14 protein-coding genes and 4 pseudogenes are annotated in these 14,816 nt (G+C 64.6%); 9 read left to right on the forward strand and 9 right to left on the reverse strand.

Annotated elements, in window-relative coordinates; all coding sequences use genetic code 11:
* Positions 1–26: 26 nt before the first annotated feature.
* The 3 genes from LXM55_RS25940 to LXM55_RS25950 form a co-directional block, all read right to left on the reverse strand.
* Positions 27–470, reverse strand: a complete 444-nt coding sequence (locus tag LXM55_RS25940) for an REP-associated tyrosine transposase (protein ID WP_233323011.1) — start codon at positions 468–470, stop codon at positions 27–29.
* 342 nt (positions 471–812) lie between these two features.
* Positions 813–1,034: a hypothetical protein gene (locus LXM55_RS25945; protein ID WP_233323012.1), complete on the reverse strand. Its 222-nt coding sequence runs from the start codon at positions 1,032–1,034 to the stop codon at positions 813–815.
* A gap of 178 nt (positions 1,035–1,212) precedes the next feature.
* The gene (locus LXM55_RS25950; protein WP_233323013.1) at positions 1,213–2,541 is read right to left on the reverse strand and encodes an OprD family porin; all 1,329 of its coding nucleotides are present in this window, start codon (positions 2,539–2,541) and stop codon (positions 1,213–1,215) included.
* Positions 2,542–2,862: 321 nt separating this feature from the next.
* On the opposite strand from LXM55_RS25950, the gene LXM55_RS25955 reads away from it, so the two are divergent.
* A complete protein-coding gene (locus tag LXM55_RS25955) occupies positions 2,863–3,195 on the forward strand; it encodes a DUF2790 domain-containing protein (RefSeq protein ID WP_233323014.1) in 333 nt (110 codons plus the stop codon).
* A 34-nt stretch (positions 3,196–3,229) separates the two neighbouring features.
* On the opposite strand, the gene LXM55_RS25960 is transcribed toward LXM55_RS25955, so the two are convergent.
* Positions 3,230–3,724: a RidA family protein gene (locus LXM55_RS25960; protein ID WP_233323015.1), complete on the reverse strand. Its 495-nt coding sequence runs from the start codon at positions 3,722–3,724 to the stop codon at positions 3,230–3,232.
* Positions 3,725–3,939: 215 nt separating this feature from the next.
* Between LXM55_RS25960 and LXM55_RS32790 the strand changes: the two are divergent.
* The 4 pseudogenes from LXM55_RS32790 to LXM55_RS32805 all read left to right on the forward strand — a co-directional run.
* A pseudogene (locus LXM55_RS32790) lies at positions 3,940–4,710 on the forward strand (PAS domain-containing protein); the annotation flags it as partial.
* A gap of 111 nt (positions 4,711–4,821) precedes the next feature.
* Positions 4,822–5,256, forward strand: a pseudogene (locus tag LXM55_RS32795) (methyl-accepting chemotaxis protein); the annotation flags it as partial.
* 227 nt (positions 5,257–5,483) lie between these two features.
* Positions 5,484–6,221, forward strand: a pseudogene (locus LXM55_RS32800) (PAS domain-containing protein); the annotation flags it as partial.
* Between the two features lie 108 nt (positions 6,222–6,329).
* Positions 6,330–6,764 (forward strand): annotated as a pseudogene (locus LXM55_RS32805) (methyl-accepting chemotaxis protein); the annotation flags it as partial.
* Between the two features lie 25 nt (positions 6,765–6,789).
* Here the strand turns inward: LXM55_RS32805 and LXM55_RS25975 are convergent.
* From LXM55_RS25975 to LXM55_RS25985, 3 genes are all read right to left on the reverse strand, one after another.
* The gene (locus LXM55_RS25975; RefSeq protein WP_233323018.1) at positions 6,790–7,317 is read right to left on the reverse strand and encodes a GNAT family N-acetyltransferase; all 528 of its coding nucleotides are present in this window, start codon (positions 7,315–7,317) and stop codon (positions 6,790–6,792) included.
* A 53-nt stretch (positions 7,318–7,370) separates the two neighbouring features.
* On the reverse strand, positions 7,371–8,279 hold the full coding sequence (locus tag LXM55_RS25980; RefSeq protein ID WP_233323019.1) for a LysR family transcriptional regulator: 909 nt from the start codon (positions 8,277–8,279) through the stop codon (positions 7,371–7,373).
* A 110-nt stretch (positions 8,280–8,389) separates the two neighbouring features.
* Entirely contained in the window at positions 8,390–9,163 is a 774-nt protein-coding gene (locus LXM55_RS25985) for an SDR family oxidoreductase (protein WP_233323020.1), read from the reverse strand.
* 164 nt (positions 9,164–9,327) lie between these two features.
* On the opposite strand from LXM55_RS25985, the gene LXM55_RS25990 reads away from it, so the two are divergent.
* Positions 9,328–9,933 (forward strand): flavin reductase family protein, encoded by a 606-nt coding sequence (locus LXM55_RS25990; RefSeq protein WP_233323021.1) that lies wholly within the window; start codon positions 9,328–9,330, stop codon positions 9,931–9,933.
* A 34-nt stretch (positions 9,934–9,967) separates the two neighbouring features.
* Positions 9,968–10,474 (forward strand): YbaK/prolyl-tRNA synthetase associated domain-containing protein, encoded by a 507-nt coding sequence (locus LXM55_RS25995; protein ID WP_233323022.1) that lies wholly within the window; start codon positions 9,968–9,970, stop codon positions 10,472–10,474.
* 6 nt (positions 10,475–10,480) lie between these two features.
* Here the strand turns inward: LXM55_RS25995 and LXM55_RS26000 are convergent, their stop codons facing one another.
* The gene (locus tag LXM55_RS26000; RefSeq protein WP_233323023.1) at positions 10,481–11,365 is read right to left on the reverse strand and encodes a LysR family transcriptional regulator; all 885 of its coding nucleotides are present in this window, start codon (positions 11,363–11,365) and stop codon (positions 10,481–10,483) included.
* Between the two features lie 97 nt (positions 11,366–11,462).
* Between LXM55_RS26000 and LXM55_RS26005 the strand changes: the two genes are divergently transcribed.
* The gene (locus LXM55_RS26005; RefSeq protein ID WP_233323024.1) at positions 11,463–12,866 is read left to right on the forward strand and encodes an MFS transporter; all 1,404 of its coding nucleotides are present in this window, start codon (positions 11,463–11,465) and stop codon (positions 12,864–12,866) included.
* Positions 12,867–12,873: 7 nt separating this feature from the next.
* Here LXM55_RS26005 and LXM55_RS26010 read toward each other — a convergent pair whose 3' ends face one another.
* Positions 12,874–13,803: a DMT family transporter gene (locus tag LXM55_RS26010; protein ID WP_233323025.1), complete on the reverse strand. Its 930-nt coding sequence runs from the start codon at positions 13,801–13,803 to the stop codon at positions 12,874–12,876.
* A 102-nt stretch (positions 13,804–13,905) separates the two neighbouring features.
* Between LXM55_RS26010 and LXM55_RS26015 the strand changes: the two genes are divergently transcribed.
* Entirely contained in the window at positions 13,906–14,805 is a 900-nt protein-coding gene (locus LXM55_RS26015; RefSeq protein ID WP_233323026.1) for a LysR substrate-binding domain-containing protein, read from the forward strand.
* Positions 14,806–14,816: the final 11 nt, after the last annotated feature.

Consider the following 14,816-nt stretch of genomic DNA (forward strand, 5'->3'; position numbering starts at 1 on the left):
TGGATCGTTGTGGTTAAGAACGGCGGTTAAAGCCAGGCGGCGTCCCACAGGGGGTAGTCGCCTACGCGCTCGACCAACCCTGCGCGAACCGGGTTGTAGATGATGTAGCGGGCAAGCGCCTTGAGGTCTGCTTCGCGACGGATCCCTTTTTGCCACAGCCGACCGCGTCGGTTCAGGCGCTGGTTGATGGTGCGTCCGCTACGGGATTTGAGCCGGCACAGGGCCTCTTCCAGCGAGCATTTCTGCAGTTGGAACAGCCAGTGAATGTGATCAGGCATGACCACCCAGGCCAGTGAATGGGTGAGGCCCGTTTCGTGCTGTTCCCTCAGTTGGTCGACCACCAGCCGCCCCAGGCGAAAGTTGCTGAACACCTGGCACCGTTGTTCGGTCACGGCGGTCACGCTGTAGATCCTGCCGATCTCCGAGCGCCGCCCCTTGAACAGGCGGTAACCGTTGGATCGAAATTGCATTACCCGGCTCTCCCTGTGCTGGAATGATCCCTTCACGCTAGTCCCGGCTCGGCCTGTTAACAGATGTATCCCGTTAACACTTATGTCTCTCCTGCATCCCTGTAGCCGCTGCTGAGCCAAGGCGAAGCTGCGTAAAGGTCCGCAGGACCTTCAGCGATCCTCAGAAACAGCGCCCGCTTCGCGCTCGTTCGCAGCCTGCGGCATCGGCTACAGGTGCCAGTCCCGCGGCAATTTTCGGGCAAAAAAAAGCGCCCCATGCGGGACGCTAAAAATTCATCTCTTTCCAAAGGAGCATCAGAAAAAACGCTTCAAGAGATGAATGTGCTCTGTGGGCAACGGCGCTCAGATGTCTTGCGCGGCCGCGTTGGACGGTGACGCATCACGGGGGGCGTTGCCGGTGCCGTCGGTGCTGGCTGTTTCCTGGTTGGCGTCGCCGTGGATCTGCTCCTGGCTGGCCAGAAAGGCTTCGCGGACCTGCTGCGGGCGTTCGCTGCCATCAGCGGCCCAGGTGGCGGAGCTGGTAGTGGCCAGTAGGCCGATCAATAACAGTTGGGTTGGGCGCATGAGCTTCTCCTGACACGCTGGGTAACCGTGAAAAAAACACCGTGGCTACAAGTGTGTCCGGGAGTATAGGGAGGCCAACCTAACGAGAAGGTGAGGCCGATATTACAGTTCTGAAAGGCGCGAGTCTGTGAAGAAGTTTTAACACCGGGCAGGCCTGGCGCCTGCCCGGAATGGCCCGCTAGAGCAGGGCCAGCGGGTACTCGACGATCAGGCGGAACTCTTCCAGGTCGGATTCGAACTGGCTGGAACGGATGGTCGCCTGGCGGATGCGCAAGGACAGGTCCTTGAGGCTGCCCCCCTGGAACACGTACTTGGCTTCGACATCCCGCTCCCAGCGGCGCTGATCGGTCAGCGGGTCACCGGCCGCGTCGCGGCGCATGTACACCGAGTTGGCGTGGCTGTAGTCGGCGCCGCTGCCGCGCGCGTAGCGGGTCATGAACGACAGGCCGGGAATGCCGAAAGCCTGCATGTCGAGGTCGTAGCGGACCATCCACGAACGTTCCTTGGGCGAGTTGAAGTCGCTGTACTGGATCGAGTTATCGAGGAAGATCGAGTCCGACTGGCGCAGGTAGTCGAAGTCGTTGTTGCCGTTGTTGCGCTGGTGCGACAGGGCCAGGGTGTGGGCGCCGTAGGTGGCGCCGACCTTGGCGCTCCAGATGTTGTTGTCGAGTTCGCCGAGCAGTTTCTTGCCTTCATCCACCGCCTTGTAATAGTTGAAGCCGCTGAACAGGGTCAGGTCGTCGGACACCGGGTAGTTCACCGCGGTGCCGAAGTAGTACTGATCCCAGGCGTCCTTCAGGCGGCTGCTGTAGAGGCTGAAGCTGAGGTTGGGGTTGAGCGTGTAGTCGCCACCGAAGTAGCCGACCCAGGGCGAATTCACCTTGCCTGCGTAGAAAGTGGCGAAGCCATCGCGCATGCCGCTGCTGTCGGGCTGGCTCATGGCGTGCAAGCGCCCGCCTTGCAGGTTCAGGCCCTCGATGCTGGTGTTCTCCAGGGTCACCCCGCGAAAGCTTTCCGGCAGCAGGCGCGAGTCGCCGTAGTGCACCACCGGGGTCTTGGGGAACACGTCGCCGACTTTCAGCACGGTATCCAGGGCCCGCAGTTTCACCGCGCCTCCGGCCTTGCCGTAGCCGTCGGCGGGCTGGTTGTCGTGGTTCACCGGCAGCACGCCGAAGGAGCCACCGCCGCCGCTGCGCCCGGTGCCGGAGTCGAGTTTGAGGCCGTACATGGCAAAGGCGTCGATGCCGAAGCCGACCGTGCCCTGGGTGAAACCGGATTCGAACTTGCCGATCAGGCCCTGGGCCCAGGCTTCGGAATAGCCGTTGCCGGTGGGGCTGGACTGGCCCTTGCGATCGTCGCGGTTGAAGTAGAAGTTGCGCAGCAGCAGGTCGAGGCGGCTGCCTTCGACAAAGCCTTCGGGCCGTTCCTCGGCGGCCACCGCCGCCATTGGGCTGAGCCCCAGTACCGCAGCGAGCACGGACAGGGACAAGGGGGGATTGATACGCATTGGGGGTCGCTCCTGAGTGTTGGCAGCTATCAACTTTTATATCGCCAGAGGCGTTCTTATGGGTTCGACCGGCAGGCGTCGCAACGCCTGGAAAGTCGCTGTCGATAGTTGCAAACGGCAGATAACGGCGGGGTGACCCGAGCATTACAATTGTGCAAGAAAACGGTTTCGGGTTTGCGCTGAAAGGCCAGTGGGCCGGGCGTTTGGCAAGGGATGAGAGGGGAGCTGAGGTGCGCATTACAGATAAGTAATCTGCCGGCGATCATCCTGACAGGGTCGGCTGCTTATCCTCGTTGGTAACAACTGGACGAGGACACTCTGATGAACATGATCAATTCGAGTCTTGCCGCATTGCTGCTGGGCTTTGCCTCCCTGGCGCTGGCCGAGGGCGGTGGCGACCGCACATTCGCCCGGGCCATGGTGGAGAACCAGAAGGCCATGGAGCGGTATGCGGCGAACCAGGGCAAGCCGGCGCCGGTGGTGCAGGCGTACCGCTATGGCATGGAGCTGGATATCGCCCGGGTGGTCAACGTCACCCCGCCGATCAAGTCCTGCGAGGTGGTGCCTTCGCGCATGACCTACGAGGATTCTGCCGGCCAGCTCAAGACCATCGAATATCAGGTCATGGGCCAGTGCCGTAACAACGGCAGCTGACGGGTGGGCTGGCGATCCCCTGGCGCGGTGCCGCTCAGTCGTTGCCCGCGCCAGGGTGCAGGGCGACGATCATGTCGACCTCCACCGACGCGTTCTTGGGCAATTGATAGACCCCCACCGAGGTCCGGGTATGCACGCCGGCATCGGCAAAGATCGAATAGAGGACTTCGGAGGCGCCGTCCGCCACTTCGCTCTGCTGGGTGAAGTCCGCCGCGCTCTGGACATAGACATTGATCCGCAGAATGCGCTTGATCCGCTGCAGATCGCCAAGCATCTGCTCAAGGATCGCCAGGGCCCGCAGGGTGCAGATCTGCGCCCCGTGCCGGGCCTGCTCCAGCGAGGTTTCGGCGCCGACCCGGCCGACCACCCTCACCGTATTATCGATCCGCGGGATCTGCCCGCTGACATACACCTCATCGCCATTGCGCACCGCCGGCACATAGTTGCCGCCGATGCGCATTTCGCCCTCGAAGCTGTGCCCAACCCGTGCTGCTGCCTGCCGGAAAAGCGCCTTGCGTGATGCATCCATAGTCCAACTCCGTCGATCGCCGTGGAATTTCCCGTTGCCGACTATACGCGCTCCCGTGGTGGGCGAAATACCCGGCCGGGCCCCCGAATCCCGGGGCATTGCTGGCTGCTGAATTATTTTTGTCAGACAAGTCCTAATGGCTATTAAGAAAAGTCTTTCAGGGCCGATGTTAGGCGCAGAGCAGTCCACTTTTTCAGCCTCCGCGGTGCATCCCCATGTTCAATAAACGCTTGAAGCAGGAGTTGTCGACTCTTCGCGAAGAACTTTCGAGCCTTCAGCAAGTGAAGGAGAGTCTTGAAAGCGAGATGCTCGTCATCAACCTAGGTGCCGATGGACGGATTCAGTCGGTCAACCGGAATTTCGCCCAGGAAATGCTCTACAAGACGGATGATCTGGTGGGGCGGGCCCTGGAGGACATCGTTCCGGAGCACGTCAAGCACGACGAATTTCACCAGCGCTTCAAGGCGACCCTGACCCGGGGCGAGCACTTCGCCGGGGCGGTGCGGCTGTTACGCGGCAACGGCCAGGAAGCCTGGCTGCGTTCCATCTCGCAGCCGGTTCGCGATTCCGAGGGACGGATCAAGTACTTCGCGATTTTCTCCAGCGACCTGACCCGCACCATCGAGGCTTCGCGCGAGCACGAGAACCTGATCGGCGCGCTGGTGCGTTCCACCGCGCTGATCGAGTTCGACCTCAGCGGCAACGTGCTGACGGCCAATGAGCGTTTCCTGTCCAGCATGGGCTACAGCCTGGCGCAGATTCAGGGCAAGCATCACCGCATGTTCTGCGAGCCGGAGGAGTACAACAGCGCCGCCTACCAGGCGTTCTGGAAGCGTCTGAACGCCGGGGAATTCATTGCCGATCGCTTCAAGCGCATCGATGCCCATGGCCGGGTGGTCTGGCTCGAGGCGTCCTACAACCCGGTACTGGACGCCAATAACAGGCTCTACAAAGTGGTGAAGTTCGCCACCGTGATCACCGACCAGGTGAACCAGGAGCTGGCCGTGGCCGAAGCGGCCAACATCGCCTACAACACCTCGCTGCAGACCGACAACAGTGCCCAGCGCGGCACCACGGTGGTCACCGAGGCGGTGAACGTGATGCGCGATCTGGCCAAGCACATGCAGGAGGCCGGCGAAGGCATCGGCGCTCTCAACGAGCAGTCGCTGGTAATCGGCAGCATCGTCAAGACCATCAGCGGGATTGCCGAGCAGACCAACCTGCTGGCCCTCAACGCAGCCATCGAGGCGGCGCGGGCCGGCGAGCAGGGGCGCGGCTTCGCCGTGGTGGCCGATGAAGTGCGGCAACTGGCTTCGCGCACCAGCAAGGCCACCGAGGAAATCGTCGGGGTGGTGCGCCAGAACCAGGACATGGCCCGTGAAGCCGTGGAGCTGATGGCCGAAGGCAAGCTGCAGGCCGAACAGGGCCTGGCCCTGGCGGCGGAAGCCGGTACGGTGATCGTCGAGATCCAGGATGGCGCGCAGAAGGTGGTCAGCGCGGTCGGCCAGTTCGCCAACCAGCTGTCGAGCTGAGGGTGACTGCCCCGCTGGCGGGGCAGCGCTCAACGTTCCCGGTGGGCGTTCGCCCGCCACGAGGGTTTTGAGGATATTTCCGAAGGGGCCCTAAGAAAATTCTGAAATGCCGGAGACGGCTTGGAGAAAGGTCACGGGGCGCCGATGGCTTGGGGGATCGCTGTATCCACTCTCAGTCTGTCGGTGTATCCATGTTCAACAAACGTTTGAAACAGCAGCTTGCCTCCATGAGCGACGAGCTGAACGCTCTGCAGCAGTTCAAGGCCTGTCTGGAAACCCAGGTGCTCAGCATCGAACTGGACGGCGCGGGGGTGATCCGTCGGGTCAACCAGAACTTCACACGCACCTTGGGCCTCGATGGCCCACAGCTCTGTGGCCAGCCCCTGGAGCAGATCGTGTCGCGCCATGCTCAGGCGGCGCAGTTGTATCGTTCTTTCCAGTCGGCCCTGGGGCGCAACGAAGGCTACATCGGCCAGTTGCGCCTGCAGCGCGGCGATGGCCGCGATGCCTGGTTGCATGCATGCGTGCAGCCGATCCACGACAGTACCGGTCACCTCGACCACTTCTCCCTGATCTGCACCGACCAGACGGCGTCGGTGGAAAGCGCCTGCGAGCATGAAAACCTGATGGCGGCATTGCTCCGTTCCACCGCGGTGATCGAGTTCGACCTGCAAGGCCGGGTGTTGACCGCCAACCCGCGCTTTCTGGCGTGCATGGGCTACCGCCTCGATGAAGTGCAGGGCCAGAACCACCGGATTTTCTGTGAAGCCCAGGAATATGAAGGGCCGTCGTACCAAGAGTTCTGGGCGCGCTTGAACGCGGGCGAGTATGTCGCCGACCGCTTCAAGCGTATCGACAGCCAGGGCCGTGTGGTGTGGCTCGACGCCTCCTACAACCCGGTGCTGGATGCCAATGGCCAGCTCTACAAGGTGGTGAAGTTCGCCACCCTGATCACCGATCAGGTGAATCAGGAGCGCTCGGTGGCCGAGGCCGCCGATATCGCCTACAGCATTTCCCGGCAAACCGACACCAGCGCCCAGCGCGGTTCGGCGGTGGTCACCGAGACCCTGGATGTGATGCGCGACCTGGCCAAGTGCATGCAGGAAGCCGGCGATGGAATCGAAGCCCTGAACGAGCAGTCGCTGGTGATTGGCAGCATCGTCAAGACCATCAGCGGGATTGCCGAGCAGACCAACCTGCTGGCCCTCAACGCGGCCATCGAGGCGGCGCGGGCCGGCGAGCAGGGGCGTGGCTTCGCCGTGGTCGCCGACGAAGTCCGGCAACTGGCCTCGCGCACCAGTAACGCCACCGACGAGATCGTCGGGGTGGTCCGGCACAACCAGGACATGGCCCGCTCGGCGGTGGAACTGATGGCTGAAGGCCGGCAGCAGGCCGAACAGGGCCTGACGCTGGCAGCGGAAGCCGGCTCAGTGATTGTCGAGATCCAGGACGGCGCGCAGAAAGTGGTCAGCGCGGTCGGCCAGTTCGCCAATCAACTGTCTTCCTGAGGCAGGTGGCGCGGCGTCCGTGCGCCTAGCGCTGCAGCGGCCCGTGGCATTCGTAATGCAGGCGGTCGAACCACTCGCCGTGCAACAGGAAGCTGCGGCGCGAGTGGCCGTAGCAGGAGAACCCGGATGCCTCGAGCACACGCACCGAACCGGTGTTCTGCGGCCGAGCATTGGCTTCGATGCGGCTCAGTTGCAGCTCGCCGAAGGCGCGCTGCAGGACCTGCGCCACCGCGGCCCGGGCAATGCCCCGCCCATTGAAGCGGGCACCGACCCGGTAGCCCAGCTCGGCGCAGTTGAAGTAGGCGCGCTGCACCCGATGCAGGTTGACCCGCCCCACCAGTTCCCGGTTGTCACGGATCAGGAACTGATAGCCGCGATCCGCTTCGGCGTCCTGCCGGGCCTGGACGATGGCTTCGGCGACGCCTTCGCGGCAGTAGTAGGTGCCGGGACGGGCATTGATCGAGGCTTCGAAAAAAGCCCGGTTCTGCTCTTCGAAGGCCAGCAGGTCATCCAGGTCGTCAAGTTGCACAGCGCTGATTTGCAGGTGGGTCATGGTGCCAGGGCCTCAATCCGTGAAGGCGCTTTCTTCTCATGATCCGCCGCGGTTCAGCAAGCCTCCAGGTGCGGTTTGATCAGCGCGGCGAACCATTCGATAAACACGTTGAGGCGGCGCGAGCGATGGCGCCGGTCGGGGTACAGCGCGCAGATATCCATGGGCGCCACCGGCAGTTCGTGGAGCACCTGCACCAGCTCGCCACGGTCCAGCAGGTGCTGCACGTCGAAGCGTGGCACCTGGATCAGCCCCAGCCCCTGGCGGCAGCAGGCAATGTAGTTCTCGACGTTGTTGACGATCACCCGGCTGGGCAGCCGGAGCAGGTGCTCGCGACCTTCTTGCAGGTATTCCCAGGGCTGTTCGCGACCCGTGTCCGGGGAGGCGTAACCGATCATCCACTGGCCGTTCTGCAAATCCTGGGGGGTGTGGGGTTCGCCCTGTTCGGCGAGGTAGGCCGGGCTCGCGCAGTTGATCAGCGCCAGTTGCCCCAGGGGCCGGGCGACCAGGCTGCTGTCGGCCAGGCTGCCGACGCGGATCGCGCAGTCGATGCCTTCCTGGACCAGGTCGATGCTGCGGTCGCTGGCGCCCAGGGCCAGCTGCAGGCCGGGGTACTGCGCCAGCCACTGGGGCAGGGCCGGGACGATCAGGCGTCGGGCGATGCGGCTGGGAACGTCAATGTTCAACCGCCCGCTGACATCCACCTGGCGGTGGTGGAACAACTGGTTGAGTTCCGCGGCATCGGCCAGCAGGCGCCTTGCCCGCTCCAGCAAAATGGCGCCATCGGCCGTCAGTTGCACCTGCCGTGTGGTGCGGTGCAGCAGCCGGGTGCCAAGGCCGGTTTCCAGTTGCTGCACGGCGGAAGAGACGGTCGCCCGTGGCAGCTCCAGGGCATGGGCGGCCTTGATGAAACTGCCCATGTCGGCCACCTGAATGAACACGCGGTATTGCTCAAGCTTATCCATCGTTCGCACGATCCTGGTCCGGGGGACGCCTGACGGCTGCGCATCGCCACATCGACCGAGGCGGTCGATGCAGCGGCTCGGCAGGCCAATTTACCCCTTGGGCGCCAGGATTACTTGGTGGTGTAGCCGCCGTTGATCAGTAAGGTCTGGCCAGTGATCCACCAGCCTTCGGTCACCAGGTGGCGAATGAAGGGCACCACGTCCTCGATATCGGTGAGCCCGGTCTTGCTCGAAGGCGACAGGGCCGCCGCGCTCTTGTGATACGCCACGGCGTCGGCGCCCTCGGCCGGGTAGAAGAACGGTGTGTCCATGGGCCCGGGGCCGACGGCGGTGACCGAAATGCCGCGGGCGCCGAACTCCTTGGCCGCGGCCCGGGTGAAGTGTTCCACCGGTGCCTTGGAACCGCCGTAGGCGGCATAGAACGGGGTGAAGGCGCCCAGCAGCGAAGTCACCAGGGTCACCAGCTTGCCGTTGTCTTCGAGGTGCTTGCCGGCCTCCTTGATGAAGAAGAAGGCGCTCTTGGCGTTGACCGCGAACATCTGGTCGTACTCGTCTTCGCTGATCTCGATGATGGGTTTCTTCAGCACCTTGCCCACGGTGTTGATGGCGATGTCGATCTTGCCGAAGCGCGCCTTGGCCTCGCTGAACAGGCGCTCCACGGCGCCGGCCCGGGTCAGGTCGGCCTGCCACGCCTGGGCCTCCACGCCCAGGGCCTTGAGTGCGGCCACCGTGGCCTCGGCGTCGGCCTGGCTGGCGTTGCTGTTGTAATGCACGGCCACGGCCCGGGCGCCGTGGCGGGCCAGGTCGCGGGCGATCAGACCGCCGAGGTTCTTCACCCCGCCAGCGATCAGCACGACTTTGTTGTTCAGGGAGTGATCGGTCATGGCGCGGGTCCTTCAACGATTGAGGTGAAGGCTGAGTCTAGTGCCTGCGCCTGCGTTGATAAGCCACCGAGGGCTGGACGGATTATCCAGAAAATCCATCCAATCAGCGTGCCGGCCAGGGCTCGGGATGGGGCTACAATCGCTGTTTTTTTCAGGAGCCAGTCATGTCCGATTTTCGTCGTCCGGTGCCACTGGACAAGGCTTACCGCCTGCTCAATCACGGCCCTACCGTGCTGGTCAGCGCCGCCCACGGCGGGCAGCGCAACATCATGGCGGCCGCCTGGGCCATGCCTCTGGATTTCCAGCCGCCGAAAGTCGCCGTGGTGCTCGACAAGTCCACCTGGACCCGGCAACTGCTGGAAGCCTCGGGTACCTTCGTGCTCAACGTGCCTTGCCTGGCCCAGGTGGATATCGTGCAGAGCCTGGGCAACAGCTCCGGACTGGAGCTGAGCCAGGGCGGCAGCGACAAGTTCGCTGCCTACGGCCTGTCGACCTTTACCGGTGAGCAAGGCCAGGCACCCTTGCTGGAAGGTTGCGTGGCCTGGCTGGAATGCCGGCTGCTGCCCGAGCCCCACAACCAGCAGCAATATGACCTGTTCCTCGGTGAAGTGATGGCCGCCCAGGCCGACACGCGGGTGTTCAGCGAGGGCCGCTGGCATTTCGACGGGCAGGACCCGCTGCGCACCCTGCACCATGTGGCGGGCGGGCATTTCCTGAGCATTGGTGGCGCCGTTGACGGTCGTCAGTTGCCCCTGGCCGGAGAGGCTTGAGCCGGCCTCCGACCCACGTTTTCAAGGAATGAGCATGCACCAAGTCTTTCAGCGTCTGGTGAGCCTGCTGGACAGTCACCAGGCCCGCTATCGAGTGATCTTGCATCCGGCCGAAGGGCAGTCGGCGCGGGTCGCCGAAATCCGCGGCACCGAGCCGGGGCAGGGGGCCAAGGCCATGCTGTGCAGCCTCAAGGGCGCCCATGAAGCCTATGGGCTGGTGATTCTCAGCGGCGATCAGAAACTCGACATGAAGAAAGTCGGCGCGCTCCTGGGCGGCAAGAAGGCCCAGCTGGTGTCGCCGGAGCTGGCCAGGGAACTGACCGGTTGCGTGATCGGCGCCATTCCACCGCTGAGTTTCGATCCGCGCATCACGCTGATCGTCGACCCGCAACTGACCTCCCGCTACACCGAGATCGCCTTCAATGCCGGGCGCCTGGATGCCTCCATGGTGCTCGATACCCAGGACTACCTGAGGATCGCCCAGCCGCTGCTGGCGAGCGTGACCCAGGCCCCGGAAAGCGCCAGCGCCCCGCCCGCTTGAGGCGTTCTACCCGTTCAACTGAACCAGGGCGTCGGCCAAGGCGGTGAGTTTCGGCGAACACTGGCGCGACGGTGGGTACACCAGCGACAGCTCCCGGCTGCGCCCGGCATGTTGTTCGAGGATCGGCACCAGCAGGCCGCTATCCAGGGCCTCGCGCACCGCGAACTCCATCAACTGGGCAATGCCGAAGCCGCCGAGCACCGCATCCACCAGGGCATCGCCGATGTCGAAGATCAGCCGCCCCTGAACCGCCAGGTCCAGGGGCTTGCCCTGGTCCATGAACTGCCACTCCACCAGCCGGCCGCTGCGCAGGTTGCGCACTGTCAGGCAGTTGTGTTGCTGCAGGTCCGCCAGTTGCCGCGGCGTGCCGTGGCGTTCCAGGTAGGCCGGTGCCGCCACGGTGACCCAGCGCAGGGGCGCCAGGGGCCGGGCGATCAGGCGCTGGTCGTGGATCACTCCGGTGCGCAGCACCGCGTCGAACCCTTCGTCGATGATGTCCACCACTCGGTCGGTCATGACCGCCTCGATGCTCAGCTCGGGATGCTGGGCCGTCAGCTTGCCAATCACCGGCATCACCACCTTGCGCCCGAACAGCGACGGGGTACTGATCTTCAACATCCCGCTGGGCGAGTCGCGCCGGTCCAGCAGCAGGTGTTCGGTATGGGCCAGTTCCGCCAGCAACGGTGCTGCGCGTTCCACCAGCACCAAGCCATCCGGGGTCAGGCTGACACTGCGGGTGTTGCGTTGCAGCAGGCGCACGCCGAGCTGTTGCTCCAGGCGCGAAATGGCGCGGGACAGGCCGGACTGGGTCAGCCCCAGGTCACCGGCGGCGCGGGTAAAACTGCGGGTTTCGGCGACCCGGACCAACAGCCGAAGGGCGTTCAGATCCATGATTAAAGTCATTACTGAAAGAGTGAAGGCCGTATTTATCATTTAAAGCGCATCGATGACACTGGCCGCCGCCTATTTCCACACAAGGATTCTCGCGATGTCCGCGACCCCGTTAGCCAAGCCGTCGGGTTGGATGCTGTCACTGCTGGCCACCGCGCAGTTGATCATTGCCCTGGACGCCACCATCGTCTTCGTGGCGTTGCCGGAAATAGGCCTTCGCCTGGGGTTCTCCGCCCAGCAACTGCAATGGGTGGTCAGTGCCTACAGCGTGGCGTTTGGTGGTTTCCTGCTGCTGGGCGGGCGCGCGGCGGACCTGCTGGGCAAGCGGCGTTTCTACATCGTCGGGCAGTCGCTGTATGCCCTGGCATCCCTGGCCGGCGGCCTGGGTGGCAGCGCGCTGTTGCTGGTGCTGTCGCGGGCGGTACAGGGCGTCGGCGGGGCGATGCTGTTCCCCGCGACCCTGGCCCTGATCAATACCTGGTACGCCGAAGGGCCGGCGCGTAACCGGGCCTTCGCGGTGTGGAGCGCGGCCTCGGCGGCGGGGTTGGCCCTCGGTGCCTTGCTTGGTGGGGTGCTGACCCAGTACTGGGGCTGGGAAGCGGTGTTCCTGGTCAACGTGCCCCTGGCCGGTGCCTGCGCGTTGCTGGCCCGGCGCTGGATTCCCGCCGACCCGCCACGCCAGCGCAACCGCCAGTTCGACCTGCGCGGCGCCCTGACCGTGACCCTGGGCGGCACCCTGCTGGTGTTTTCCATCGTCCAGGGCCCGGAGTGGGGCTGGAGTGCGCCGGGGACCCTGGGGTGCCTGGTGTTGTCCCTGGCCTTGCTCGGGCTGTTCGTGCGCCTGGAACAACGCAGCCGCGACCCGCTGATGCCGCTTCGCCTGCTGGGTTATCCACAGCTGCGCATGGCCATGCTGATAACCGCGCTGTTCATGAGCAGTTTCGGCGTGCAGTACTACTTTCTCAGCCTGTATTTCCAGCAGGTCTATCAGTTCAGCGTGCTGCAGAGCGGGTTGGCGTTCCTGCCCTCGACCCTGCTGTGCACGCTGGGCATCTGGGTCGCGGAACGGGCGCTGCTGCGCATGGGCCTGCGGGCGACCCTGGTCACTGGCCTGCTGGCGGGGGCCGTGGGCATCGGCATGATCTACCTGGCTTTGCCCGGCAGCCACGGTTTTGTCGGCCTGCTGCCGGGCATCGTGGTGATGAGCGTCGGCCAGGGCATGACCTGGACTTCAATGTGGGTCTCGGCCGGGCAGGGCATCGCCGCTGCCGAGCAAGGGGTGGCGGCGGGCGTGGCCTCCACCAGCCAGCAGATTGGCGGGGCCCTGGGGTTGGCGCTGCTGGTGTCGCTGGCCAACACCTTGAGCCCGACCGGCAATCAGGCCCATGGCATTGAAGCAGCCACCGCCGCCAGTGCCTTGCTGGCCTTGCTCGGGGCCTTGCTGGCGCTGCGCTTGCCTCGGGTGGTGGCCTTGCCGGCCGGTTCGGTGGCCCAGGGCTGAGGCGCGTTCAGTGGGGCCGGGGCAGGTGGCGGCGCACCGCCCAGAGCACGCCGGCCAGCAACAACAGGGCGGCGCTGCCTTGCAGCAGGTTGGGCAGGTGTTGCAGGCAGATGAAGCCATAGAGCAGGGCGAACAGGGTCTCGAACACGATCAACTGGCCGCTCAGGGTCAGCGGCAGGCGCCGGGTCGAGGCATTCCACATGCGATTACCGAACCAGGAACCGAGCACCGCACTGGACAGGCTCAGGCCCCAGAACAGCAGCCAGCGCTGCTCGCTGGCCTCGACCTGGGTGCCGGGCAGGGAAAACCCGTCCGCCAGCAGCCAGACCAGGGCGCTCATCAGCCCGGTGGTGATGCCCCACAGGGTCGACCACTGGCTGCTGTTGAAGCGGCTGCCCTTGAGGTAGCGGGCGTTGTCGGTGGCGAACCAGGTCCAGCACAGCAGAGCGCCGAAGGCGCAGAGCAGGCCCAGGGCGCGCTGGCCCAGTTCCAGCGAACCGCTTTGCGCGGTCAGCAGGGTGTCGAGGTTGATGCAGCAGATGCCGGCGAACACCAGCAGCAAGGGCCAGCGCAGCCGGCGCAAGGGCACGGCATCGGCATCGCCGCGCCCGGCCAGGGTGATGGTCAGCGGCAACAGGCCGACGATCAACGCGGTGCTGGCCACCCCGGCCCACTGAATAGCGCTGGCCAGCAGCATGAAATAGATCAGGTTGCCGGTCAGCGCCAGTTTCACCAGCAACGCCGCATCGCCCCAGGTCAGGCGTTGCAGCAGTTCCCGGGCCTGGGGCGCAGCCAGGAGCAGGGAGAATGCGCCGTACAGAGTGAAGCGCGCACAGCTGAGCAGCAGCGGGCTGAACTCCGGCAACAGGCTGGGCACCACAATGGCCAGGCCCCAGACCGCACCGGCCAGGGCGGCATAAGCAACTCCGCGTTTCATGCACACACTCGCAGCGATTCATCAAGCTGCGCAGGCTAGCCATTGCTGACCGGATGGACAAAGGATATATAGGCACCTACCTATTCTCCTGGGGAATGCCTGATGAGCCGCTTCGCCCGTCATCTGCCGCCGCTGGAAACCCTGGTGACCTTCGAGGCGGTGGGTCGCAACGCCAGCTTTACCCGCGCCGCCACCGAGCTGTGCCTGACCCAGAGCGCGGTCAGCAAGCAGATCCGCGCCCTGGAGCTGTCGCTGAAGACCGAGTTGTTCGAGCGCCAGGCCCGGGGGGTGAAGCTCACCAGCAGCGGCGCCTCGCTGTTCGCCGAGGTCAGCACGCAGCTGGAGGCCTTGCTGCGCAGCGTCAGCCGCCTGCGAGCCGGTCGCGATGCCAACACCATCACCGTGCAATGCACCCACGCGGTGGCGCAGTTCTGGCTGTTCCCACGCCTGCTGGCATTCAACAAGCAGCACCCGGAGATCACCGTGAGCATCCATGCCAACAACGACATGGATGAATCCAGCGTGGCCGAGCATGACTTCGGCATTCTCTATGGCGCCGGGCACTGGTCGTCGCTGGCGGCGGTCTCGCTGTTCGATGAAATCGTCTACCCCATCGTCAGCCGGCGCCTGGAATTGCCTGGGGTTGGCGAGCTGGCGCAACTGGCCGAGTTGCCCTTGATCCAGCTGGATGCCTCGGCCTGGAACTGCATTGACTGGCGCGACTGGTTCCGCCATTTCGGCCTGGACTACAGCGCGCCGCCGGGCGCCATGGGCTTCAACCAACTGACCCTGATGTTCAGTGCGGTGCAGCAGGGCATGGGGGTGGGCCTGGGCTGGGATTTCATGGCCAGCCAATTGGTGGCCCAGGGCGAGTTGCTGCGCGTCGGCGAGTGGGCGTTCCGCACTGGGCAGGCGGATTTTCTGGTGCACCCACGGCACAAGCGCTTGTCCGTCAGCGGGCAATTGTTTCGCGACTGGCTGGTGGCGCAGGCGAGCGAATGAGGGGCCGGGGC

It is taken from the genome of Pseudomonas sp. Au-Pse12 (genome assembly GCF_021341665.1).
Lineage (GTDB): Bacteria > Pseudomonadota > Gammaproteobacteria > Pseudomonadales > Pseudomonadaceae > Aquipseudomonas.

What these genes read in the sequence shown, in the direction of transcription:
- LXM55_RS25940 (WP_233323011.1), bottom strand. Translation starts at nt 470, where the DNA reads ATGCAATTTCGATCCAACGGTTACCGCCTGTTCAAGGGGCGGCGCTCG.
- LXM55_RS25945 (WP_233323012.1), bottom strand. Translation starts at nt 1,034, where the DNA reads ATGCGCCCAACCCAACTGTTATTGATCGGCCTACTGGCCACTACCAGC.
- LXM55_RS25950 (WP_233323013.1), bottom strand. Translation starts at nt 2,541, where the DNA reads ATGCGTATCAATCCCCCCTTGTCCCTGTCCGTGCTCGCTGCGGTACTG.
- LXM55_RS25955 (WP_233323014.1), top strand. Translation starts at nt 2,863, where the DNA reads ATGAACATGATCAATTCGAGTCTTGCCGCATTGCTGCTGGGCTTTGCC.
- LXM55_RS25960 (WP_233323015.1), bottom strand. Translation starts at nt 3,724, where the DNA reads ATGGATGCATCACGCAAGGCGCTTTTCCGGCAGGCAGCAGCACGGGTT.
- LXM55_RS25975 (WP_233323018.1), bottom strand. Translation starts at nt 7,317, where the DNA reads ATGACCCACCTGCAAATCAGCGCTGTGCAACTTGACGACCTGGATGAC.
- LXM55_RS25980 (WP_233323019.1), bottom strand. Translation starts at nt 8,279, where the DNA reads ATGGATAAGCTTGAGCAATACCGCGTGTTCATTCAGGTGGCCGACATG.
- LXM55_RS25985 (WP_233323020.1), bottom strand. Translation starts at nt 9,163, where the DNA reads ATGACCGATCACTCCCTGAACAACAAAGTCGTGCTGATCGCTGGCGGG.
- LXM55_RS25990 (WP_233323021.1), top strand. Translation starts at nt 9,328, where the DNA reads ATGTCCGATTTTCGTCGTCCGGTGCCACTGGACAAGGCTTACCGCCTG.
- LXM55_RS25995 (WP_233323022.1), top strand. Translation starts at nt 9,968, where the DNA reads ATGCACCAAGTCTTTCAGCGTCTGGTGAGCCTGCTGGACAGTCACCAG.
- LXM55_RS26000 (WP_233323023.1), bottom strand. Translation starts at nt 11,365, where the DNA reads ATGGATCTGAACGCCCTTCGGCTGTTGGTCCGGGTCGCCGAAACCCGC.
- LXM55_RS26005 (WP_233323024.1), top strand. Translation starts at nt 11,463, where the DNA reads ATGTCCGCGACCCCGTTAGCCAAGCCGTCGGGTTGGATGCTGTCACTG.
- LXM55_RS26010 (WP_233323025.1), bottom strand. Translation starts at nt 13,803, where the DNA reads ATGAAACGCGGAGTTGCTTATGCCGCCCTGGCCGGTGCGGTCTGGGGC.
- LXM55_RS26015 (WP_233323026.1), top strand. Translation starts at nt 13,906, where the DNA reads ATGAGCCGCTTCGCCCGTCATCTGCCGCCGCTGGAAACCCTGGTGACC.